Origin of the sequence: Congregibacter brevis, from assembly GCF_045689245.1 — a bacterium.
Classification (GTDB): Bacteria; Pseudomonadota; Gammaproteobacteria; order Pseudomonadales; family Halieaceae; genus Congregibacter; species Congregibacter brevis.
Map to the genome: position 1 here is coordinate 687,890 of NZ_CP136865.1, position 22,294 is coordinate 710,183.

Genomic DNA, 22,294 nt, shown 5'->3' on the forward strand with positions numbered 1-22,294 from the left:
GAGTTGGGGTCGTAGTTAAAGAACAAGTGAAGGCATGCTTATGAAGTTCTCAAAACACGCAATGAACGTTGGAGTCAGAAGTTTTCTTCTGGCACTTCCAGTTGTGGCCGCGCAGATTGTGGTTTCGCAGACTGCTCTCGGGCCGGTGCTGAGCGGCATAGCTCAGGTACAGGCGCAGGACGCGGAGCCAAAGAAAGAGCAGGAAACGAGACGAACACCTGCTCTGCGTAACAAGGTTTACGAGAAGCTTGCAGAGGCTCAGACCGCTGCGGAAGCTAAAGATCTCGTAACCGCTGCCAAAGTTCTGGATGGCATGCTTGCCGGTCGTCGAGACAACGAGCTGAACAGTTACGAACTCGCGAACGTCTACAACCTTTACGCGTTTATTCATTACTCGAAAGAAGACTACACCTCTGCTCTGCAGTCCTACGAGAACGTGATTAAACAGCCAGATATTCCGTTGGCGATGGAGATCAATACTCGGTTTACGGTAGCGCAGCTGTACTTTGTTCAGGAGCGCTGGGCCGATGGTATCGACGCTCTGCAGAAGTGGTTCGATATGACCGATACGCCAAATGCCACCGCTTACGTGTTGATGGCACAGGGTTATTATCAGCTCAAGGATTATGATAAGGCCTTGCAGAACATCAATATCGCGATCGATGACTTCGATGCGAAGGGCAAGATTCCAAAGGAGCAGTGGTACAACCTGGCTCGCTTTCTCTACGCTGAAAAGAACATGACCAATGAAGCAGTGGCAACCTTGCAGCAGCTCGTTACTTACTATCCCAAGAAGCAGTATTGGGTTCAGCTGAGTTTCATGTATTCAGAGATGAACGAGGAAGCCCTCCAGCTAGGTGCAATGGAGACGGCCTACGTTCAGAACATGCTTGAGAAAGATGGCGAGTATCGCAACATTGCCTCGCTATTCCTTAACGCCGACGTGCCATACAAGGCTTCCCTTGTGCTTCAGGAAGGTCTGGAGCAAGAGATTGTGCAGGACAACTCCAAAAACTGGGAATTGTTAGCAGGTGCGCTTCGTCAGGCACAGGAAGTTGACGATGCCATTCCTGCGATGGAAAAGGCTGCGTCGATGTCAGATGATGGGGATCTCTATGCCCGTCTAGGCAACATTTATCTGGATGCGGATCAGAACGAAAACGCGATCGAAGCAATTACTAAGGGCTTGAATCGTGGTGGTGTAAAGCGTGCCGACAATGCTCGTCTTGTATTGGGAATGGCTTACTTCAACACCAAGCAATACGCAAAAGCTCGGGATGCTTTCCGTGCCGCAGCCCGAGATGAGCGCTCCAAGAAGTATGCAGATCAGTGGATAGCTTACATGAACTCAGAGCTTGCACGCCAAAAGAGTCTGGCCGCTGAGGGCTAAACACCCCGGTACTGCCTGAAGAACCCACCCTTAGCGGTGGGTTTTTTGTGTCTCTAGACTCGACATCAGTGCTCGGCATCAGTGCTCCCTGCGTAGCAGCGAGCCGTCTTGCCCAGGTCCCTGTGCTCACCTAGACTGATTGCTCTAATAACGCTAACTATTTTGGATTCGTCGCTTGATGAGTGATTCTTTGAGTCGGCCTGCATCGGCCCTTTTTCAACTTCCTGCCAGCCGCACCAACCGTGGAAAGGCCTACCTCGATGCGGGACTTTGGGGCACTCAAACACTCCATGGCTTACTGGCGAAGAACGCGTCTTCGCACCCAGATCGTGAAGCCGTCGTAGACCAGCCGGATAAAGAGGCGCTCATGGGCGCTGCTCCACGCCGTCTGAGCTTAGCGCAGCTTCACCGAGCGAGTTCCGCTTGCGCGCGAGCCTTACAGAGCCGTGGCGTGTCAGCGGGTGACGCGGTAATACTGCAACTGCCCAACACGGCTGAGCTGATTGTTCTTTATTACGCCCTCAGTAAATTGGGCGCCGTGATTTCACCTATAGCAGTCCAATACGCTGCCCATGAAATCTCGCATTTCGCCGATGAGCTGCACCCTGCAATGTTTATCACTGTCAGCGAGCTTCGCGGCAGTAACTTGGTGTCCCAAGCGAGAGCTGTGTTGCCAGGTACACCGGTTGTCGACGTTCTTGATGATCTTGATGTGTTTTCGGGTGCCGACGCAGACGAGGATCCCGAATCGACCGCATGGGCTGACGACGCAAACGCCATTCTGACCATCGCTTGGACCTCCGGTACCACCGGTACTCCCAAAGGAGTGCCGAGAACCCACAACATGTGGATAGCTCAAGGCGAGATTACCTCTTACGCAGCTCAATACCAGGATGGTGAGCGCTTATTGTCGCCTTTCCCGATGATTAACATGGCTGCTCTTGGCGGTTTTCTGTTTCCGTCGGCGCTGCGTAACTGCACCCTGGTTCTTCATCATCCGCTCGATATACCGTTGTACTTACAGCAGCTGCAAGAGGAGGGAATCAACTTCACCCTCGCGCCGCCGCCCTTGCTGAATCGTCTGGCTCAGCAGCCTGATATGTGGAAGCAGTTTGATTTTTCGGCTCTGCGTGTCATCGGTTCGGGGTCTGTGCCCCTGTCCCCGGCAATGATCGAGGTTTTCGAACAGGATTTTGGGAAACCGATTATAAATTTCTATGGATCTAACGAAGGAATCGGCCTGATCGGAACACCTGAGAACTCGCCCTCGTCAGAGGATCGCGCTCAGTTGTTTCCGCGCATGGGTGCCGAGGGTACTTCCTTTACCAACTACGCTCCCAACGCCATGATTACCCGAATTGATGATGTGGAGACTGGCGACACAGTGACCGAGCCCGGAGTTTCAGGAGAGCTTTGCGTAGATGGCCCCGGAGTTTTTGACGGTTATCTCAATCATGATGGTGAGGACGTGTTTACTGCAGACGGTTTTTTTAGAAGTGGAGATCTTGTGGAGATTTGCCCTGAGAAGCCAACTCACTATCGTATCGTGGGGCGTTGCAAGGATATTATCAATCGTGGCGGTACCAAATTATCGCCCAGCGAAATCGACAGTTTGCTTGAAGGTATGCCGGGGCTCGCGGAAGCTGCAGTATGTGCTTACGCGGATGAGGACCTCGGTGAGCGAGTGTGCGCATGTGTCGTTGCCCTGGAAGGGCATGAAGCGCCTACGCTTGAATCTTTGCAGGAGTATCTTCGCGAAAAGGGTCTTGCCAGGTTTAAGTTACCGGAACGACTTGAGATGTTTGTATCCTTACCGCGAAATCCTTTGGGCAAGGTTGTGCGCCCGGATCTGCGCACACGGGTAGAGACAAGATGATGGGCCGAGCGTGCTTTGAAAGCATGTCTCGACAAAACCCAACAACACATTCCAATAACAAATCCTGTTTGTAAGGATTGGATGATGAAAGGAGCATGCGCATGAGCGCAGTTTATCTTTTGGGCGGCGCCCAAACCGACTTTGCCCGCAACTGGAACCGGGAAGGTCTCGACATCTACTCTATGTTTCGCGAAGTCATGGAAGCTGCCGTAACTGATGCCAACATCGACCCTGCGCGTATCGAGGTGGGTCACGTTGGTAACTTCGTGGCAGACCTGTTTTGCGGCCAGGGACTTATGGGCGGGTTCTTCGCCCATGTGTTTCCCGAACTGAATGGCATCCCCACTTCCCGTCATGAAGCTGCCTGCGCGTCCGGGTCTATCGCGATGCTATCTGCTATGCGAGACATCGAAGCTGGCCATTACGATGTCGCTTGCGTGTTGGGTATCGAGCTCATGCGCAATGTTGACGGTAAGACTGGTGCAGAGCATTTAGGCGCCGCGGTGTGGCACGGTGAAGAAGCGACGGACTGTGATTACCCATGGCCTTTTTTGTTTGATCGCATTAGCGCGGAGTATGAACAGCGCCATGGTCTTAAACATGAGCACTTGGCGCGTATTGCCGAAGTAAACTTTGCCAATGCAAAGCGCAACCCCCATGCGCAATCTCGGGATTGGCTGTTCCCGTCCGGTTGTTTTAGCGAGGACGACAAGCTTAACCCGGTGATCGAAGGGCGAGTTCGTAAGCTGGATTGTGGGCAGATCACCGATGGTGCAGCCTGTGTGCTTCTCGTAAGCGAGAAGGTCGCGAAAGAACACGCGCAGAAGAATGGCATACAGCTTTCAGACATGCCGAAAATAAAAGGCTGGGGACATCGTTCAGCACCACTGCTGCTGGAGCAAAAGTTAAAGCTTAGCGAAGGCCAACCGTTGCTATTTCCCCATGCGGCGGCGACGATCACCGATGCTTTGCGTCGCGCTGATGTAGCGCAGATCAATAGCTTGGATGGTTTGGAAACCCACGACTGCTTCACCATTACCGAATACATGGCTCTGGATCATTGTGGGCTTACGGCGCCAGGAGAATCATGGAAGGCAGTAGAGGAGGGCACCATCGAAGCTGATGGAGCGTTCCCGGTGAATGCCAGTGGTGGCCTTATTGGTCTTGGTCATCCCGTTGGAGCTACGGGAGTACGTATGGCATTGGACTGCGCGCGACAGGTTACTGGTAAAGCCGGAGCCGCGCAGATCTCAGGTGCTCAAAACATGATTACTTTTAATCTCGGCGGCAGCACCACCACCTGCGCCAGCCTTATTGTCGGTGTGGGTGATTAAATCGATGCTTTTTGCCGGGGCCAAAAGCCCCGGGTTTTACCTTAGAGATCGTTTCTGAGCGTAAGTTAAGGCGCTTTGAAGCGAAGATCGGTATCTGCCGCTAGCCAGGCGAAGACCGCAAATGCGGCGACGTTCTGATCCAGGTCGTGAGGATTGATTTTATCCAGCGTGTCGTCCGCGGTGTGATGCAGATCAAAGTAGTCGTTGCCATCCTGATTCAGCCGTAGTGAGGGCATTCCTGCCCGCACCAAGGGCGTTAGGTCGGGGCCGGCTCCCGGTGAGTTACTACTACCGGGAGCCACGCCGATAGGCGCCAGTAGTTCAGCCATCTTATCTACCAAGGGCTGGGCTTCTTCACTTACCTGAGAGTTGAGCTGCCAGACTTTCCCTGCGCCAAAATCGCTTTCGGTGCCGATTATTTGCTTCTCCAAATCCTTTTTGTGACGCTCGAGATAGGCGAAACCGCCTAACAAACCTACTTCTTCTGCCCCCCACAGTATGAGGCGGATACTTCGCTTGGGACGTTTCCCGCTGTCGAGGATTAGTTTGGCGGCTGCCGTGGCGATGCCAATACCAGCACCATCATCGATGGCACCGGTACCAAGATCCCAGCTGTCCAGGTGCCCGCCAATGATGACAACTTCGTCAGGGCTCTCGGTGCCACGAATATCGACGATCACATTGCCGGTTTCACTCTCGCCAGTAAAAGTTGGTTGAACGTTAAATCTGACACGCATAGTCTCGCCTCGAGCATGTATACGCTCGAGTTGATCCGCATCGGGATTAGATAGCGCCGCGGCAGGGATTTTCTCGATTTCCGGATCGTAGCGCATGGACCCGGTGTGCGGCATACGATGGGAGTCTGTACCAATGGAGCGGATAAGAATCGCAACCGCGCCTTTACTGGCGGCGATGCTTGCACCAGAGCGCCGGAGGCGGCCGTGAAAACCATAGGAAGATCCGTCCTGGGTTTTCTGCATGGCATGGGATACGAAGGCAATCTTGCCCGTGAGACTCCCGGGTGCTGCGGCTTCAAGATCAGCAAGGCTAGGGAAGAGGACGATATCCGCCTCTATACCTGCCTCGGGTGTTGCCACGGATCCGCCCAGAGTCGTGAATGAGAGTGGCTGTGGGTAAGGCGCAAGTAATTCGGCGCTCTCGGACCCTCTCTCCCAGCCCTGTATGGTGAAGGGCTCAATGCGTACGTTCTCAAAGCCCAGCTCGTCGAGCTTGGCTACTGCCCAGTCCCTTGCACGAGCTTCTGCTTCGGTGCCCGCAAGACGAGGACCTACTTCTGTGGTGAGCGACTCTACGATACTGTAAGCCATCGAGCCCTGCATCGCAGTGTCTCGCAGCGCTTTTGCGTGCTCAACACTGCCGTCGCTAAGGCCCAGCTCGCTATCCTGTGCTAGTGCGGTGCTCGACAAAGCAAGCAAGAGAATTGTTTTGACTGACACGGTAATCAATTTTTTCATGGGTGCTTTCCTGATAGTCCTAGCCTTTAGTGTGCCATGGCTGGTTGATCTTCACAGTTCATTGCTCTAAATCTTTATTGGCTCTCAAGCCGACTTCGAGGCTCCACGAATACCGATACGGACAACGCCAGTCGCATGAACTCTTGGCTCCCCGTCAGGGTTGAAAACCGTTGCCTCGGCAAAGAGGTTTTTGCCGATACGGCTAGTGGTTCGGGCGGTAACGTAGAAGCCGTCTTTTTCCACAGGTAGCGTGAGATCGATTTGCAGGTTACGTGTTGCAAAGTAGCCCATGTCGGCAAAGCGCACGCCCGTGAGGCCAAGCATGATATCAATCACACCTGAGGTTACTGCGCCGTTTACAAAATCCTGACCTATCCCGCCAAGATGATAGGACTCGATGTTGCGCACGTCACCGCGTGGCTGCTCAGGGTTTGTGAGGTCTACTACAAGGCCTAGGCGACGGACAAACTCCTTCTCATTGAAGAGCGTCTCCACGGCGCGCCAGTTTCCCTGACTAACAAGCGAACCCATTGATGTAGACATGCTGTGTCCTTTTTTGTCTTGCTGCGCCATAAAAAAAGCCCCGTTACCGGGGCTTCTGATTCAGTTCAAACGAACTGAACGGGGTGTTCGTAGTACTGCGTCAGACTGTGTCAGACAGCAACCACGTCCTCTGCTTGGGGGCCTTTTTGACCGTCCGTGACAGTGAATTCCACTTTCTGACCATCTGTCAGCGTTTTAAATCCATCGCCTTTGATAGCACTGAAGTGAACGAAAACGTCTGGGCCGCCTTCACGTTCGATGAAGCCAAAGCCTTTGGATTCGTTAAACCACTTTACGGTACCGGTTACTGTCGACATACTTTTTTACCTTTGATTTCTCCGCCGCCTTATTTGTCCCTGTCGCGTTCTACGCTATGTGAGATCAGTTTTGGCTGAGCGGTTTGTAGAGTACTTACTCCGGATAAAGACCTTACTTACTCTCCCACCGTTCCACACAAAAGATCGATGCGGATCTAATAGACGCACAGCCAACAGCAGGCAGCGGACAATGTCCCCAGCCTTCAATGGTGTAGGAATTAGACGATCGCAGGATCTGCGAGGGCGTGACGTAAGATTTCGTATTCAACAACGTTTGTACTTTTTCGTTCTTGTGTCGATGTCCGGATAAACCTGCTGTTCAAGACAGCGTCCTAAGTGTAGCACTACCTGTAGGAATGCGCTTGCTGCATTAAATAGCCTGTTTGGGGAGCTTACCCTAGCTTAGGCGACCGGAAGAATTTTCATGATGTTGGTGCTTCCGGAGGTGCCCATAACTTCTCCTCTGGTCATCAAGAGGGCATCTCCTTTGGACAGAAGGTCGTTGTCGCGAAGATACTCAATGGCGCTCATTTCGATGTCCTCGTGCTCGAAGGAGTCAGCATCGAAGTACAGCGGAATCACCCCTCTACAAAGGCTGAGCCGCGAGAGCGTGCTGGGCTTATTAGAAAGCGCAAAGATGGGCAGCCCTGAGCTCAAACGAGACATGAGCAGTGGCGTGGTTCCTGACTCAGTCAGGCAGGCTATACCTCGGACATTGCTGTAGTGATTGGCCGCGTAGATTGCCGACATGGCGATAGTTTCCTGTGGGCTCGAAAACTGACGCTCCAGTCGGTAGCGGGATGTGCGCGCCACCGGGTGCCGCTCTGCACCCAAAGCGGCGTCGGCCATGGCTTTCACTACGTCTACGGGGTATTCGCCAACGGCCGTCTCTGCAGAGAGCATGACGGCGTCTGTTCCATCCAGTACCGCATTGGCAACATCGAACACCTCGGCGCGGGTGGGCATAGAGCTACTGATCATAGACTCCATCATCTGCGTGGCCGTGATCACCAGGCGATCCATGCGGCGCGCGCGAGAGATTAGATCCTTTTGAATGCCGATGAGTTCAGCGTCACCGACCTCTACGCCCAAGTCTCCCCTGGCGACCATAACGCCGTCGGATGCTTCAAGAATGCCATTGAGTATGCTGTCGTCCGCGACTACCTCCGCGCGTTCGATCTTGGCGATAACTGCAACTGCTAAGTCCTGTGCGGTCAGCAGCGATTTGGCATGCTGAATGTCCTCCAGGCTGGAGACGAAAGAGATCGCTACGTAGTCAGGTAAAATTCTGCCGAGACCAGCGATATCGCCGATATCTTTCTCGGTGAGCGCGGGTGCTGCGATACCGCCGCCGAGGCGATTGATGCCCTTTTTAGAACCCAGCTTCCCGCCCACAGTGACGGTGCAATCCACCGCTGACTTCTCAACGTCGTCAACGCGCAGACGGATACGACCGTCGTCCAGTAGCAGAATGTCGCCTCGTTCCAGGCTGTCCAGCATGGGCAGGTAACTAAAGCTCACTCCCCGTTGATCGCCGCTGTCTTCCTCAATGGTACTGTCCAGCCGAAATCGATCACCCACAGCCAGTTTGATACTGCCTGCGCTAAAACTACTAATACGGATTTTAGGACCTTGAAGGTCAGCGAGGATGCCGACATAGCGACCATGCGCCGCGGATTGCTTGCGAATACGCTCAGCGACAGCGGCGTGCTGGTCTACTGTGCCGTGGCTGAAGTTGAGCCGAAAAACATCGACACCGGCTTCTAGCAAGCGCCCTATGGCGTCGGCACTTTCGCTGGCTGGGCCAATGGTCGCAACTATTTTGGTGCGCCTGTTTACCTTATTACTCACGTGATGTTCTGCCCTGTTCTCATTTGTAAGGCTTTGCGCTGCTTGCTGGGTATTCCCCGAAGGACCAGCGCGTAGGAATTGTCGATCATGCGTTCAATCTCGCCCCGCGGAATGCTGCCATCGAGGACCACCGTGTTCCAGTGTCGCTTATTCATGTGATAGCCCGGCAGCACCGCCTCGAAAATGTCCCGCAGCATGACCGCCTCGTCGGGATCACATTTGAGGTTCATTCTCGCTACGCCATCTTCTGTACCCAGCGTGGCAAACATTTTTTCCAGCACCTTCAATACCGCAACACCCGGACCAAAAGGGTAATCTTCCCAGGCCTCTGGGCGTTTCAGAAGGTATGCGCGCGCTTCATCGTAGTTCAAGGCAGAGATCACCAACAGTTCAAAACTTTAGTTTTCTGACGGGCGTAGCCTGCGGCAGAGGCTGTGATAGTCGTCGCTACCACAAGGCTATTGCTATGGGCGCGTTGAAAAACACTCGCTCAGAGTCCGGCTTTGGTCGGGAAAATCGCTAAACACGCCGTCTACCTGTAAATCTTCAAAGAACAAACGATGCAGCTCTTCGAAACTGTCTATGCCGGGAGGTAATTGGTCTGCCCGAAAAGTGTAGGGATGAATGAGAAGTCCTCTTTCTTTGGCGCGGCGAGCCAGATCAGTGAGTCGTGCTTCGCCCTCATCGTTTGGGCCACTGTAGAGCTGCATCAGCCAGGGACCGATGCCGTCGGCATACTCGGCCACCGCATCCAGGCCGGCATCACTGCGCATGGCATCGAAGTCGACACTGCCGTTTTCGTCCCAGGCGTTCTCGGCAATGAGCTGGATTAGCGGCAAGACCGTTTTGTGTTCGTACTTAAGCTGGCGCAATGCCTCGGGTTCGAAGCTCTGCAGAAAAACGAGATCAGTACGGTTCGCCCAGCCGCTGTCCTTTAACACTGTCATGACCGCGCCGGGGAGGTCCTGTCCCTCGTTACGGTGAAAGGCGCTGGCTTTCATTTCAACATACAGCCCGGCCTGGTGTTCACGACTTTGGTTGAGTCCCTCAATGAGAGCAATCTCTTCCGCGAGAGTGGGTACGCCCGAAAGTCCGTCAATGGCAGGGAAGCGCGTAGGGAACACCGCTGTTCCGTCGGGCTTTCGTCGTTCATGGGCTCGCAGCTGGCGGATTTCTGCCAAGCTAAAGTCGATGGCATAGAAGCGGCCGTCGTCCCGGGCTCTGCGCGGGAACACGCTGGCGACGTTGGTAGTCGATTCCAGGTGGATGTCGTGCAACACGATGGGCACGCCGTCGGAAGTCAGCACCACATCTTGTTCGATAAAATCTGCCTTCAGAGCGTGAGCCAAGGCCTTCGCAGGCAGGGTGTGTTCCGGAAGGTAACCGCTAGCCCCGCGGTGAGCGATGATGATGGGTCTTTCGATGGCCAAAGCGCTCACTCCCTGAGTTAACACGCAGAGCAGACAAACACGCCTGAGGTAACAGCTAAACCGTGCGCGGGTAGGTTGGGACCGTTGCACGGCTTGACTCGGTAATCCGCTTTTGGATTTTTCCTGCTACCTAGTTTTTGACCTGCATTTTGATGGTCTTCTCGGTGGTCGAGTTATAGGGAGGCAGCATGCCGCCCAACTTGCCAATGTTGAAGCGCGACTGACGGTAGATCGATTTCGCGTGACTAAAGGTCTTGAAACCATCATGGCCGTGGTATGAACCCATGCCGCTGGGCCCAACGCCCCCGAAGGGAAGTTCTTCCTGCATGATGTGCATGATCACGTCATTGACCGTGACGCCACCCGAGGTTGTGCGCTTGAGCACGGCCTCTTCTTCGGCTTTGTCCTTACCGAAGTAGTAGGCGCCCAGAGGCCTGGGGTGTGCGTTGACGTAGTCGATGGTCTCTGAGAAATCCTTATAGGTGCGGATTGGCAGTAGAGGCCCGAAGATTTCCTCTTCCATCACTTTGCTGTCCTCGGGAGGATTGACGAGTAGCGTGGGTGGAATCTTGTGCGTACCCTCCTGCGACGAGAAGTCCTCGTTGGCAGGATTGATAGGCGTTGCAGTGATGCCACGTTCCGCCGCATCTGCCAGATAGCCGTTTAAGCGCTGGAAATGACGCTCGTTAACAACCGAGGTGTACTCAGGGTTATCCAAAAGCTTGGGATACATCTCTTCAGTTACAGACTTGAGCGCCTCCACAACGTCGCTAAGGCGCTCCTCTGGCACCATCAGATAATCCGGAGCCAGACAGATCTGGCCGGCATTGAGCGTTTTGCCCAGCATAATTCGCTGCGCCGCCATCTGCAGGTCTACGTCCCGGGAGATGATTACCGGTGACTTTCCGCCCAGCTCCAAAGTGACGGGTACGAGGTTGCGCGCCGCCGCGGCCATAATATGACGGGCGATACTTGTCGCTCCGGTAAAGATCATGTGGTCAAAGGGCAGACCTGAGAACGCCTGGCCGACTTCTGGACCGCCGGTGAAGATTGCGACTTCTTTTTCGTCCCATGCTTCAGCGACCATTTCCGCCATAACTTCTGAAGTGGCTGGAGTGAACTCCGATGGCTTGATCATCGCGCGGTTACCCGCAGCCAAAATCCCCGCCAAAGGGGCAAAAGTAAGATTGACAGGGAAGTTCCAAGGCGAAATAACGCCTACAACGCCCAGAGGCTGATATTCAATGGTGGAGCGTCCACCGAGAAGATTCAGTGGAAACATTGTTGGACGCTTTTCGGTGCGCATCCACTTTTCGAGATGCTTCATGCAGTGCTTCATTGGGGTGATGGAGGCAGCTACATCCGTTAGCAGGCTAACTTCTCGGGACCGACAGCTGAAATCTGTGTTTAGAGCGTCAACCACTTTGTCTTGATATTTCACACACACATCAATGCCGCGTTGGAGACGATCTCGACGGGTTGCGGCGCTGACGCCACCTTCGGCCGTGTAGTCACTGCGTTGTGCTTCAAGCACGCTCTGCATGAGCATCTCGGCGTCGGCAACGTTTGTCGCGGATTGCGGTGCGTTCATGGTTACTCTCCATTAATCGTTATTTGATGTAGCCGACAAGTATAGTCGGAATGCGCATTTTTTGACCAATTTCTGGAGCATCAAAGGAATCAGTTTTTACGGTCAGATTATGCTTATTTCTCCGCTTTTGACGGCCAGCAAACGTTATGGATTGGACTTCGCCTTGCCAAGGCCGAGAAGCGGTGCTAGAAAGCGCCGATGTCTCAAAGTTGCGAACACGACACCCGAACGCCATCTCCACCCTTTGGGTACTCTCGGGAGTGCACCCTGGATTCGGATCAGCAGCTGGTTGCGGTGGCAAAGTTCCACGCGCACCAGATCCGTCCCAACCGCATCGCCTACCGCCTTGGCGTTGACATCGCGGTGGTGGAGGCGCTTATAGCGGGGGAGTTGGAGCCCGAACGTTTTACGGCAGCGGTGGCGTCTAATCGTAAGCAGCGCTATCGCGATCGTATGCGCGACTCTACCGAGCGGCGTGGTACGGGACGTTACGAACTTCAGCAGCAAATAGAGAAAGATTTTAAGCACGAGCTGGCCATTTCTGCGCCCTCAGTGCCTCCTCGGCAGTGAGAATTCAAACTAGCAAGCGTTTATCGCGCTGATAGTGCGAAAAAGAATACTACGCTGTGCCTGCAACGCTAAATCTATAACGCTCTGTTCCGTTTGGTCAGCTGCTACAAATTTTCCGAAAACCTGCCGCAGTGAAGGGAATCATGTGGTCGTAAGCCGCTTGAAAGTCAGCACTGTGGCATTGCCCTTGAGATAGCTTATCGATACGGCCGGTGTTGGCCAGAGTCAGGGTCAATGCACCCGAAAGGTTGTGATAGCACCAGTAAATGTCCGCTTCGCTTGCTTTCGGCAGCGCTTTTTTCAGCGCCTTTATGAACTCCTGTACCAACTCATCAAAGAGCGAGGACATCATCCGGGGGCCCCAGTAGGGAGAGTTGTTGATATAGGCGATCAGGGCAAGATAGTGCCTCCAGCCTTCATCCCCTGTTTCTTGAGTGAGCTCCAGGGGTCTTAAAAATGCTTCTATTATTTGCTCTACGCTTGGCCCTTTCGTCCCTGCCTTTTTTTGACAGTCGTGGAGCGCTTCACGCCGTGCACCGTTGAGCAGCTCGGCACGACGGTTAAAAACCGCCTGAAAAAGATCCAGCTTTTTACCAAAGTGATAGTTGGCAAGAGCCACGTCCACACCCGCCGCTGTTGCGATACGGCGCAGTGTTACCCCGTCGTAGCCGTGCTCTGCAAACAGCTCCTCGGCGGCATCCAGGATCCGGTCTCGTTTGGGGACGCTGTTCTTTTCTGTCATTGCGGCTCCTTGTATCGGTTGCCGTTTGGCCGATCTCTACCAAAGGGGACAAGCTTGTATATTCAACGCTTGTTGAATAGTCTGTCAGAAATCGCCGGGAAATAACAACAATGTCTGCCGAGTTTTTTAAGTATGCCTTAACCTTCGGATACGTTGCTCTGGTGTACTGGTTGTCCTTCGTTGGCATGCGGCGTACGCGCAACGTTGAGGGCTTCGCCATCGGTAACAAGGATATGAGTCCTTATCTGGTGGGCATTACCTTAGCGGCATCTATCTCTTCTACCGCAACATTTGTGATTAACCCGGGGTTTGTTTACGAGCATGGCTTGTCTGCCTATCTGCATTTTGGGGTGGCGGGTTCTTTGGGAATACTCAGTGCATTTTTAGTACTGGCCCGAGGCTTTCTGCGCTTGGGGGAGGCAGGCGGCGCGCTGACTATTCCGCAGTGGATTTACTACCGTTACAACCATCGCGGTTTTAGTCTGTTCTTCGCATTAATCAATTTGCTGTCCATTACCTTTGTTGTGTTGATCCTTGTGGGCTGCAGTTTGTTAATGACGGGGCTGTTTCCCATCGAGCAAAAGACTGCCTTGGTGCTGGTTTTGCTGTTTGTTTTTTCTTACGTCCTTATGGGCGGAACCTACGCCCACGCCTATACCAATACGCTGCAGGGCATCATGATGCTGGCAGTCACCATAGCGCTGTTCCTGCAAGGTTTTAAATATTTCTCTGGTGACCCAGGCGCTGCGCTTCGGGCGGTTGGGGAGAATTACGCGGAAGCATTTAATCAAGGCAGCTCGCTGTACTTCAGTTTCTTTTCAGTGTTCATAAGCGGCTTTGTCGTAACTTTTGCACTGATGCTACAACCGCACATTCTTACTAAGGTGCTGTATCTGCGTAGCGAGCGGGACGTAGGTAAATTTATCGGGACTACGGCTGTGGTGGGCACTCTGTTCACCTTGATGCTGATGATTGGATTTTATGCGCGGCTAGCAGGTCTTGAGATTGATGCTCAGGACACAGTGGTCCGCGAATATCTCCTGCACGAGTTTTCCAGCTCTCCCTGGGGTGAGTATGTGCTGGTCTTTATCTTTTTGACGCTGCTCGCCGCCGGGATGAGCACCCTCGACGGGATCCTCGTTGCGCTCTCTGCAATGGTGGTTAACGACATCGTCAAACCCCTCGCGGGAGAGTCCAGTAACGGCTTGGTGCTCTCCCGCTGGGTATTGATCGCGGTGGGGCTCGTAGGTGTATTGCTCGCCTGGAACCCGCCGCCCCTCATCGGACTCTTCGCTCAGAAGGGTGTTTATGGTCTCGCGGCGGCATCTCTTGTGCCCGTGCTTTTTGGTGTTCTTGTGCGTCGCCATATTCCCTTGTGGGTTGTTGCGATTGCCGCTGCTCTGGGGCTTGGCCTCCATCTGTTCTTCAATTTGGTGGTCGGTATTGCGAACCCCGCCATATCGGCTACCTACGGTATTTTCGCCTCACTCATCTTTGGGCTGTTTGGGCTTGCCGTGACCCGTGGCGATAAAAGCACACAGTAGCTAAGTCGTAATTTTCACATCTTGACACTTCAACACCTGTTGAATAGGCTTGGCAAATATTCAACGGGTGTTGAAAAACGAAGTTGAGTACGTAGAACAACCGTAAAACTACCTAGGCGCCCCGACACACGGCGCCCATATAACTTATAACGTTACAGGTGTCCGCTATGCCGTATAGAGCCCCCACTCGAAAACCGCTTATTGCTGCTACAACCCTTGCATCCCTTATGCTGTGCGCTACGTCTTCGCCGTTAGTATCAGCACAGTCCGAGGAGCCGACTCTGGCCTTGGAAGAAGTTCTGGTTACGGCCCGGCGCCGTTCTGAGAACTTGCAGGATGTTCCCATCGCAGTGACCTCGCTAAGTGGAGATGCGCTGCGGCTTGCCGGATCTCAGGACATTACTGAACTGGCGCAGTCAGTGCCGAGTGTGACTCTTGAGCCTTCCCGGGCAACGAATACCACCCTGACCGCGTTCATTCGTGGTGTAGGGCAGCAGGACCCCCTCGCTGGTTTTGAGCAGGGCGTAGCGCTGTATCTGGACGACGTTTATCTCGCCCGACCCCAAGGCGCTTTGCTGGATATCTATGACGTAGAGCGAATCGAGGTGCTTCGGGGTCCTCAGGGCACGCTCTACGGCCGCAACGCGGTGGGTGGTGCGATTAAATATGTTACTCGCCGTCTGTCTGACGAGGTCGAGGCAAGTCTTCGCGCTTCCTACGGCACCTACAACCAGGCTGATCTGGTGGGCACAGTTTCCGTACCTGTGGGCGACAGCTTCCGTGTAGGCGCGACCGTGGCGTCTTTCAATCGCGACGGTTTTGGCGACAACCTGTTTACCGGGGGCGAGCAGTACGATAAGGATATTTTTGGATACCGGCTGTCTGCTGAGTGGGAGCCTTCGGAAGACCTTCTTGTTCGCGTTTCTTACGACAATACCGACGATCAATCCTCGGCTGTAGCCGGTTGGCGCCCCTATCCGGGAGCGTTCAGTGGTACGCCCTCACCGAGCGATGTTTTTGACACCAACGCGGGGGCGAGTGTTTTGCCTTCTACCGCGGGTATTAACGGCAACAACCAGGTTGAGTCTGAGGGCTGGTCAGCCTCTATCGACTGGAATCTGAGCGACACCATGACGCTGCGCTCAATCACCGCGGGTCGAGAAGATCTTACGGAGTCCGTGATTGACTTCGACAGCCTTGCTACCCCGGATTTTGATGCGCCGGTTATCTATGACAACGAGCAATTCAGTCAGGAGTTCCAGCTGCTATGGAATACGGATCGCTGGAACCTTGTGCTGGGTTATTACTATCTTGATGCTGAAGCCTCCAACGACTTTGACGTTGTTCTTGGCCTCTTGGCGCCCGGTGGCCTTACGGCATATACCGGTGGGGTGGTAGAGACTGAGTCCTGGTCGGTGTTTGGTGATTTGACCTATGAGCTTACGGATCGCTGGTCCCTTTCGGTGGGCGGGCGTTACACCGAAGATGAGCGCACGGCAGACATTTTCCGCGGTACTTATTTGGGTACGGGCTCTCCATTCTTCGGCAACGACAGTGCAATCTTGCTAGCGGCAACCAGTGACTACGAAGCTCAAAGAACCTACTACGACTTTTCGCCGCGCGCGAATTTGAGCTATGCCGTGAACGAAGATGTTACGGTTTATGGTGGCTATAGTCAGGGCTGGAAGGCCGGCAGCTTTGATCCCCGAGGCGCAAACTTTGCAACTCCCGCAGTTGAAGAGGGCTTTGATCCTGAAGAGCTCGATTCCTGGGAAGTGGGCCTTAAGTCTACTTGGTGGGACGGTCGAGCGATCACCAACGTCGCATTGTTCTACAGTGACTACCAGGATATGCAGATCCCCGGCTCAGTCGCTATTGACAGCGATGGCGACGGCATCAACGACAGTTTTGTCGGAACGGTAACTAATGCCGGGCAATCAGAAATTTCTGGTATCGAAGTAGAGGGTAATCTGCTGTTTACCGAGCACTGGAGCATGCAGTTCTCTGCAAGCTTGCTTGATGCGTCATTCAAGGAATATATCGTCGGTGGCATCGATGTCTCGAACGACCGGGACATTCAGAACACGCCTGAAGAGATGGCGTTTGTAGGCTTGAGCTACAACACAGATCTCGCTGGTGGGACGCTGTTGATTAACACCAACTACTCCTACAAAGGGGATGTGCAGCAGTTTGAGATCGCTGCGGAAGACCTTGATCAGGACGCCTACGGCTTGCTAAACGCCAGTATCGTCTGGACTAGCGGTGACGAAAACTGGCTTGTCGGTTTCTACGGCAAAAACCTGACGGATGAGGAATATCGCACGGCAGGTTATTGCTTTGGTACCAGTGGCTGTCCCTCATCCTTAGGTCTTGAGAACAACACCACGGTCTTCTTTGGTCCGCCCACTACGGGTTACGTCACGGTCGAGTACCGCTTCCAGTAGGTCTCGTATGTCCGGCAGATAGTTGCCTGCGTCGTCTTTAGGGGCGGCGCAGGATTTTTTCCGGAGAACGTACTTAAGGACGAACCTGAGGAAGTACCTGAGGACAAAGTGATGAGCGAATTTCCTTCGCAGTCTCCGCTGTTGCCCGAAATTCTCGCACTCCACGCGAAATGGCGGTCTGAGCGCCTCGCCGTATTGGCCGGAGACAGCCGAAAGACCTGGCAGGAGTTTGTGGCAGACAACCATCGTTTTGCCCATGGCCTTCTTTCGGCGGAGCTGAAGCCCGGCGACCGAGTCGGTGTCTTTATGAGCAACGGCTATCCCATGCTGACGGCTCTTTTCGGCACACTTGCCGCTGGCACCGTATCTGTACCGCTGAATACCTCGGTATCCGATGATGCTATCGTCGCTATGCTGGGTGATGCAGGTATTCGGGCACTCATTGTTAGCGACGAGCACCGTGCTCGCTTAGCTGCCTTGCTCCCGCGATTGCCAGCGGGAATTCTGTGCATTAGCGACGGGGAGTCCCCAGAGTGGCATTCTATGGACTGGCTCTCCAAAGATCAGCCGGAGACGCTTCCGAATATCCGTCTTAACCACGACTCCCCGCTGAACATCATTTATAGCTCGGGCACGACGGGGCTTCCAAAAGGGATTTTGCATACCCACGGAGGTCGTCGTGACTGGGCCTATGACTTAGCGATAGCACTGCGGTACCACGGCGCCGCTCGGACACTGCTGACTATTGGCCTTTATTCGAACATCTCCTGGGTAGCGATGCTTTGCACTTTGTTGGCCGGTGGGTCCTTAGTGGTACATTCGCGCTTTGAAGCGCTGAGCTTTTTGGACACTGTCGAGTCAGAGGCAATTACTCACACCGCGATGGTGCCCATTCAGTTTCAGCGCGTTCTTGAAGCTCAAGCCGATTCACCCCATGACTTGTCGAGCATGCACGCGATGATGAGCTGCGGATCGCCGCTTCATGAGGGTTTGAAAAGATCACTTTTTGATACGTTCTCCTGCGGGATTATTGAGCTCTATGGCTTAACCGAAGGCATTATCACTACTTTGGATCCTGAGGATGCGCAGGGGCGCTGGTCCTCCGTAGGGAAGCCGCTTTTGGGGACCGACATACTCATTGTGGGCGATGATGACCGGCCTTGCCCGCCGGGCCAGGCTGGCGAAATTGTGTCCCGAGGCCGTATAACCATGCCCGGCTATTGGCAGCGCGAGGATGCTAACGCCGCCGCCCGCTATGTCGATGACGAAGGACAGGTTTGGCTTCGCTCCGGTGATATCGGTCACCTGGATCACCAGGGATTCCTGTTTATCGTAGACCGCAAGAAAGACATGATACTGTCGGGGGGGCAGAACATTTACCCTCAGGATATCGAAGCGATTCTGGTGACGCACCCGGATGTTGAGGATGTAGCAGTGATCGGAGCAAGTAGCGAACGCTGGGGTGAGACGCCCATTGCCCTGGTGGTGCCCCGCGATGAGAGTGTGACGATGGAAGCGCTGTTGGATTGGGCTAACCAGCGACTGGGTAAGCAGCAGCGTTTAACTGCGTGCCTCCAAATCGAAGAGTTGCCGCGCAATCCCAACGGCAAGATACTCAAGCGGGAGCTACGCATTCAGTACGGAGATAAACGCTATGCCTGAAATAGGGAATGACTTTGGTGCCCCTTACAAAGATGTTTGGTATGACAGCGCCGATGGTCTGCGGCTCTATGCGAGAGACTATCCCGGACCCGAGTCGTCCACGCTCTTGCCTGTTTTATGCATGCACGGATTGACGCGCAACTCGGCAGACTTTGCCTGGATCGCAGCGCATCTTTCTAAGGCCCGAAGGGTGATAAGCGTTGATCAGCGTGGCCGTGGTTTATCTGATTACGACAGCGATCCGGCGAACTACATGCCTGCGACCTATGTGGGCGATATGTTCACCCTGCTCGATAAGCTCGCCCTTCCCAGGATGCTGGTTATTGGTACCTCCATGGGCGGGCTGATGGCGATGCTAATGGCAAATGCGCAGCCCGAGCGATTCGCTGCCGTAGTGCTAAATGATATTGGTCCCGAGCTGGACCCGGTCGGTCTGAATCGAATCAAGAATTACGTGGGCAAGCGTCGCCAGATTCGCAGTTGGGATGACGCCGTCGCCCAGACCCGAGAGATCAATGAATCAGCCTTTCCTCTTTACACTGATGAGGAGTGGCTGCGATTTACAAAGGGGCTCTATAAGGAAGTGGACGGGGTACCCGAACTGGCCCATGACGCCGCTATCGCGCAAGCAGTAGTCCAGACAGAATCCAATGCCGTGCCTCCCAATCTATGGCCGTTGTTTGCCAATATGGCTTCCATCCCGATGTTAGTGGTGAGGGGGGCGATAAGTGATCTGCTAGCGTTGGATTGCGTTGAGAAAATGCAGGAAATCGCTCCTGCGCTTAAAGTTTTGAACGTGCCTGATCGTGGCCACGCCCCAATGTTGGACGAGGCCCCTTCCGTAGCCGCAATCGACGACTTCTTTTCCACGGTAGATTCCCCCTAGAGTCGACGTCGGTGTATACGCTCACTGTGCCCGGGGCGAGTGTCCTGCTAGAGTGCAGCCCCACAGATTAGGAGCTGCCATGCGTAGAATTATCGTTGGAATCAGCGGAGCCTCAGGCATTGTGCTGGGTTTGCGGGCACTGCAAATGCTAAAAGAAGCGGGTGTGGAATCACATCTGGTAATGAGCAAGTCGGCAGAGCTCACCCTCCACCACGAATTGGATATGAGTGCTGAAGAGCTCAAGTCTCATGCTGACGTGGTTTATCCGGTTAAGAACGTCGGCGCCGCGATTGCCAGCGGATCTTTTATCACCGACGGTATGCTCATTGCGCCGTGCTCGGTTCGCACTATGTCAGAGATTGCTACGGGGGTGACCTCCACGCTACTTACCCGTGCCGCAGATGTTGTGCTCAAAGAGCGCCGTCGCCTGGTTCTCATGGTAAGAGAGACGCCTTTACATACGGGCCACCTGCGGACTATGACCTCTCTCTCAGAGATGGGCGCCGTCATTGCGCCTCCCGTCCCGGCCTTTTATACCGGCGTGAAGAGCCTTGAAGAGTCGGTTACCCAGAGTGTTGGCCGCAGCCTTGATCTCTTTGGAATCAGCGAGACGTCTATTAGCCGCTGGCAGGGCTGAGCGATCAGCGTATCTTCACCTAAGCCGGATTTTCGACGCCATGGACTTTTACTGTTCGCCGTAGTGTTGCTGGACATGATCGGCTTTGGCATCGTCATTCCGATTTTGCCCTTCCTATCCCCAAAGCTTGGCGCCAGTGATTTTGACATCGCGATGATCATCGCCTGCTACGCCATATGCGCGGGTGTGGCGGGGCCCTGGTGGGGCAAACTCTCTGATCACATCGGCCGTAAACCCGTCCTGATGATTTGTACCTCCGGTGCGGCCGCTGCTTACTTACTCCTCGCGTCAGCCGAGAGTCTGGCTATGATTTATGTGGCTCGAGCCTTTGCGGGTTTGATGGCGGGAAACTTCGGTGTTGCCTCAGCGATGATGGCAGACATCACGCCCCCTGCGGAGCGAGCCCGGGGTATGGGAATGATCGGCGCGTCTTTTGGCTTGGGTCTGGTGCTTGGGCCAGTATTGGGCGGCCTTCTCTCGGGTCCCGATGGAAGCTTTGTGGTTCCCTGTCTGTTGGCAGCGGTCATGTCAGTCCTTGCAGTTGTTGCCGCGTGGTTTTTCTTGCCCGAGTCTCACTTTCGAAATGAAGATCAGCCTCGAGATGCGCGGAGTAAGCTGTCCCTTTGGAGCGTGTTGCGCCAGACTCAGAGCCGATTGCTGATGCTGCAGTATGTATTCCATACCGCTAGCGTCAGCGCTGCGACCTATCTGTTTCCCTTATGGGTTTATGCCTTGTTGGATTGGAGTGCCCGCGAGGTAGGCATTGTTTTTGGCGTCCAGGGAGCGATCATGGCGCTTACTCAGGGACTGTTTATGGGCCCTCTTGTGAAGCTCATGGGTGAGCTCAGGCTTCTGCGCACCTGCGTAAGCGGTTTCTTTGTCGGTCTGCTCATGGCCGTTTTTGCTAGTGGCGCATTTAGTATGGTGGGCTCGGTACTCGTTGCGCTCACGGGGGCGACGTTGTGCATGCCTGTACTCAATTCCTTTGCCAGTCAGCGAAGCGCACCGGAATTGCGCGGCAGGATGATGGGGGCGGCGAGCGCTGCCGCAGCCTGGGGCCGAGTTCTTGGGCCTATATTGGCGGGCGTTCTACTCACAGTCGGTGGCTTCCGACTGGCCTGGTCCCTGCCGCTGGCGATGGTAGCCTTTTATTGGCTCTGGGCCTTTAGTCATTGGCCAAAACGGCCCGTCCCCGAATTCGATGAAACCGTTAACCCTTAGATACAGGAGAAACTCATGGCTAAATCGATGTTTGATTTGAGTGGCAAGATCGCGCTGGTGTCCGGCGCAAGTCGAGGCATTGGCGAAGCTGTCGCTCGGTTGCTAGCGCAGCACGGTGCCCATGTGATCGTGTCGAGTCGCAAACAGGAAGACTGCCAAGCTGTTGCAGATGCCATTGTTGAAGCGGCTGGTAAGGCAGAGGCGTTCCCCTGTCACGTGGGTCGCATGGAAGACATCAGTGCGATTTTTGAGCACATCCGCAGTAAACATGGACGTCTGGATATCTGCGTTAACAATGCAGCGACCAATCCTTACTTTGGACATGTCCTTGATACAGATCTGGGGGCCTTCAATAAAACTGTTGAGGTGAACATTCGCGGCTACTTCTTTATGTCTGTCGAAGCCGGGAGACTCATGCGCGAAAACGGCGGCGGCGCCATCGTAAACACAGCCTCTATTAACGCATTACAACCCGGGCCCATGCAGGGCATTTACAGTATTACCAAAGCGGCGGTAGTGAGCATGACGAAGTCCTTCGCAAAGGAGTGCGCCCCTCTAGGTATTCGCTGCAATGCATTGCTGCCTGGATTGACCAAAACCAAGTTCGCCGGCGCTCTCTTTGAGCACGACGATATCTACAAAGCCGCCATGGAAAAAATCCCTATGGGACGGCACGCCGAACCTGAGGAAATGGCCGGCACAGTTTTGTATCTCGTTTCCGACGCCAGCAGCTACACCAATGGCGAGTGCATTGTTGTAGACGGTGGCCTCACGCTCTAGG

At 54.2% G+C, this 22,294-nt stretch carries 19 protein-coding genes; 11 read left to right on the forward strand and 8 right to left on the reverse strand.

Annotation, left to right across the window (positions count from 1 at the left end; genetic code table 11):
- Nucleotides 1–40 precede the first annotated feature (40 nt).
- The 3 genes from R0137_RS03105 (at nucleotide 41) to R0137_RS03115 (ending at nucleotide 4,600) form a co-directional block, all read left to right on the forward strand.
- Nucleotides 41–1,390 (forward strand): tetratricopeptide repeat protein, encoded by a 1,350-nt coding sequence (locus R0137_RS03105; protein ID WP_407328454.1) that lies wholly within the window; start codon nucleotides 41–43, stop codon nucleotides 1,388–1,390.
- 178 nt (nucleotides 1,391–1,568) lie between these two features.
- A complete protein-coding gene (locus tag R0137_RS03110) occupies nucleotides 1,569–3,266 on the forward strand; it encodes a class I adenylate-forming enzyme family protein (RefSeq protein ID WP_407328456.1) in 1,698 nt (565 codons plus the stop codon).
- A gap of 101 nt (nucleotides 3,267–3,367) precedes the next feature.
- Nucleotides 3,368–4,600 (forward strand): acetyl-CoA acetyltransferase, encoded by a 1,233-nt coding sequence (locus R0137_RS03115; RefSeq protein WP_407328457.1) that lies wholly within the window; start codon nucleotides 3,368–3,370, stop codon nucleotides 4,598–4,600.
- A gap of 65 nt (nucleotides 4,601–4,665) precedes the next feature.
- On the opposite strand, the gene R0137_RS03120 is transcribed toward R0137_RS03115, so the two are convergent.
- The 7 genes from R0137_RS03120 to R0137_RS03150 form a co-directional block, all read right to left on the reverse strand.
- A complete protein-coding gene (locus R0137_RS03120; protein WP_407328459.1) occupies nucleotides 4,666–6,075 on the reverse strand; it encodes a M20/M25/M40 family metallo-hydrolase in 1,410 nt (469 codons plus the stop codon).
- An 84-nt stretch (nucleotides 6,076–6,159) separates the two neighbouring features.
- Complete coding sequence (locus tag R0137_RS03125; RefSeq protein WP_407328461.1) at nucleotides 6,160–6,618, reverse strand: PaaI family thioesterase; 459 nt, start codon at nucleotides 6,616–6,618, stop codon at nucleotides 6,160–6,162.
- Nucleotides 6,619–6,728: 110 nt separating this feature from the next.
- The gene (locus R0137_RS03130; protein WP_008293511.1) at nucleotides 6,729–6,935 is read right to left on the reverse strand and encodes a cold-shock protein; all 207 of its coding nucleotides are present in this window, start codon (nucleotides 6,933–6,935) and stop codon (nucleotides 6,729–6,731) included.
- Between the two features lie 402 nt (nucleotides 6,936–7,337).
- Complete coding sequence (pyk, locus tag R0137_RS03135; protein ID WP_407328462.1) at nucleotides 7,338–8,786, reverse strand: pyruvate kinase; 1,449 nt, start codon at nucleotides 8,784–8,786, stop codon at nucleotides 7,338–7,340.
- Nucleotides 8,783–9,157, reverse strand: coding sequence for an MmcQ/YjbR family DNA-binding protein (locus R0137_RS03140; RefSeq protein ID WP_407328464.1), 375 nt, complete (start codon nucleotides 9,155–9,157; stop codon nucleotides 8,783–8,785). The genes pyk and R0137_RS03140 overlap by 4 nt, the downstream gene beginning before the upstream one ends.
- 93 nt (nucleotides 9,158–9,250) lie before the next feature.
- Complete coding sequence (gene glpQ, locus R0137_RS03145; RefSeq protein WP_407328465.1) at nucleotides 9,251–10,216, reverse strand: glycerophosphodiester phosphodiesterase; 966 nt, start codon at nucleotides 10,214–10,216, stop codon at nucleotides 9,251–9,253.
- Nucleotides 10,217–10,346: 130 nt separating this feature from the next.
- Nucleotides 10,347–11,807 (reverse strand): coniferyl aldehyde dehydrogenase, encoded by a 1,461-nt coding sequence (locus R0137_RS03150; protein ID WP_407328466.1) that lies wholly within the window; start codon nucleotides 11,805–11,807, stop codon nucleotides 10,347–10,349.
- A gap of 198 nt (nucleotides 11,808–12,005) precedes the next feature.
- Between R0137_RS03150 and R0137_RS03155 the strand changes: the two genes are divergently transcribed.
- On the forward strand, nucleotides 12,006–12,377 hold the full coding sequence (locus R0137_RS03155; RefSeq protein ID WP_407328468.1) for a hypothetical protein: 372 nt from the start codon (nucleotides 12,006–12,008) through the stop codon (nucleotides 12,375–12,377).
- Between the two features lie 97 nt (nucleotides 12,378–12,474).
- On the opposite strand, the gene R0137_RS03160 is transcribed toward R0137_RS03155, so the two are convergent.
- Nucleotides 12,475–13,119 (reverse strand): TetR/AcrR family transcriptional regulator, encoded by a 645-nt coding sequence (locus R0137_RS03160; RefSeq protein WP_407328469.1) that lies wholly within the window; start codon nucleotides 13,117–13,119, stop codon nucleotides 12,475–12,477.
- A gap of 110 nt (nucleotides 13,120–13,229) precedes the next feature.
- Between R0137_RS03160 and R0137_RS03165 the strand changes: the two genes are divergently transcribed.
- From R0137_RS03165 to R0137_RS03195, 7 genes are all read left to right on the forward strand, one after another.
- Nucleotides 13,230–14,663, forward strand: a complete 1,434-nt coding sequence (locus tag R0137_RS03165) for a sodium:solute symporter family transporter (protein WP_407328471.1) — start codon at nucleotides 13,230–13,232, stop codon at nucleotides 14,661–14,663.
- Nucleotides 14,664–14,830: 167 nt separating this feature from the next.
- Nucleotides 14,831–17,107, forward strand: coding sequence for a TonB-dependent receptor (locus tag R0137_RS03170; RefSeq protein ID WP_407328473.1), 2,277 nt, complete (start codon nucleotides 14,831–14,833; stop codon nucleotides 17,105–17,107).
- Nucleotides 17,108–17,218: 111 nt separating this feature from the next.
- On the forward strand, nucleotides 17,219–18,769 hold the full coding sequence (locus tag R0137_RS03175; protein ID WP_407328475.1) for a class I adenylate-forming enzyme family protein: 1,551 nt from the start codon (nucleotides 17,219–17,221) through the stop codon (nucleotides 18,767–18,769).
- A complete protein-coding gene (locus R0137_RS03180) occupies nucleotides 18,762–19,655 on the forward strand; it encodes an alpha/beta fold hydrolase (protein ID WP_407328477.1) in 894 nt (297 codons plus the stop codon). The genes R0137_RS03175 and R0137_RS03180 overlap by 8 nt, the downstream gene beginning before the upstream one ends.
- 79 nt (nucleotides 19,656–19,734) lie before the next feature.
- Entirely contained in the window at nucleotides 19,735–20,292 is a 558-nt protein-coding gene (locus R0137_RS03185; protein WP_405269215.1) for a UbiX family flavin prenyltransferase, read from the forward strand.
- A gap of 75 nt (nucleotides 20,293–20,367) precedes the next feature.
- On the forward strand, nucleotides 20,368–21,513 hold the full coding sequence (locus R0137_RS03190; RefSeq protein ID WP_407328478.1) for an MFS transporter: 1,146 nt from the start codon (nucleotides 20,368–20,370) through the stop codon (nucleotides 21,511–21,513).
- A 15-nt stretch (nucleotides 21,514–21,528) separates the two neighbouring features.
- Nucleotides 21,529–22,293, forward strand: coding sequence for an SDR family oxidoreductase (locus R0137_RS03195; protein WP_407328480.1), 765 nt, complete (start codon nucleotides 21,529–21,531; stop codon nucleotides 22,291–22,293).
- Nucleotide 22,294 lies beyond the last annotated feature (1 nt).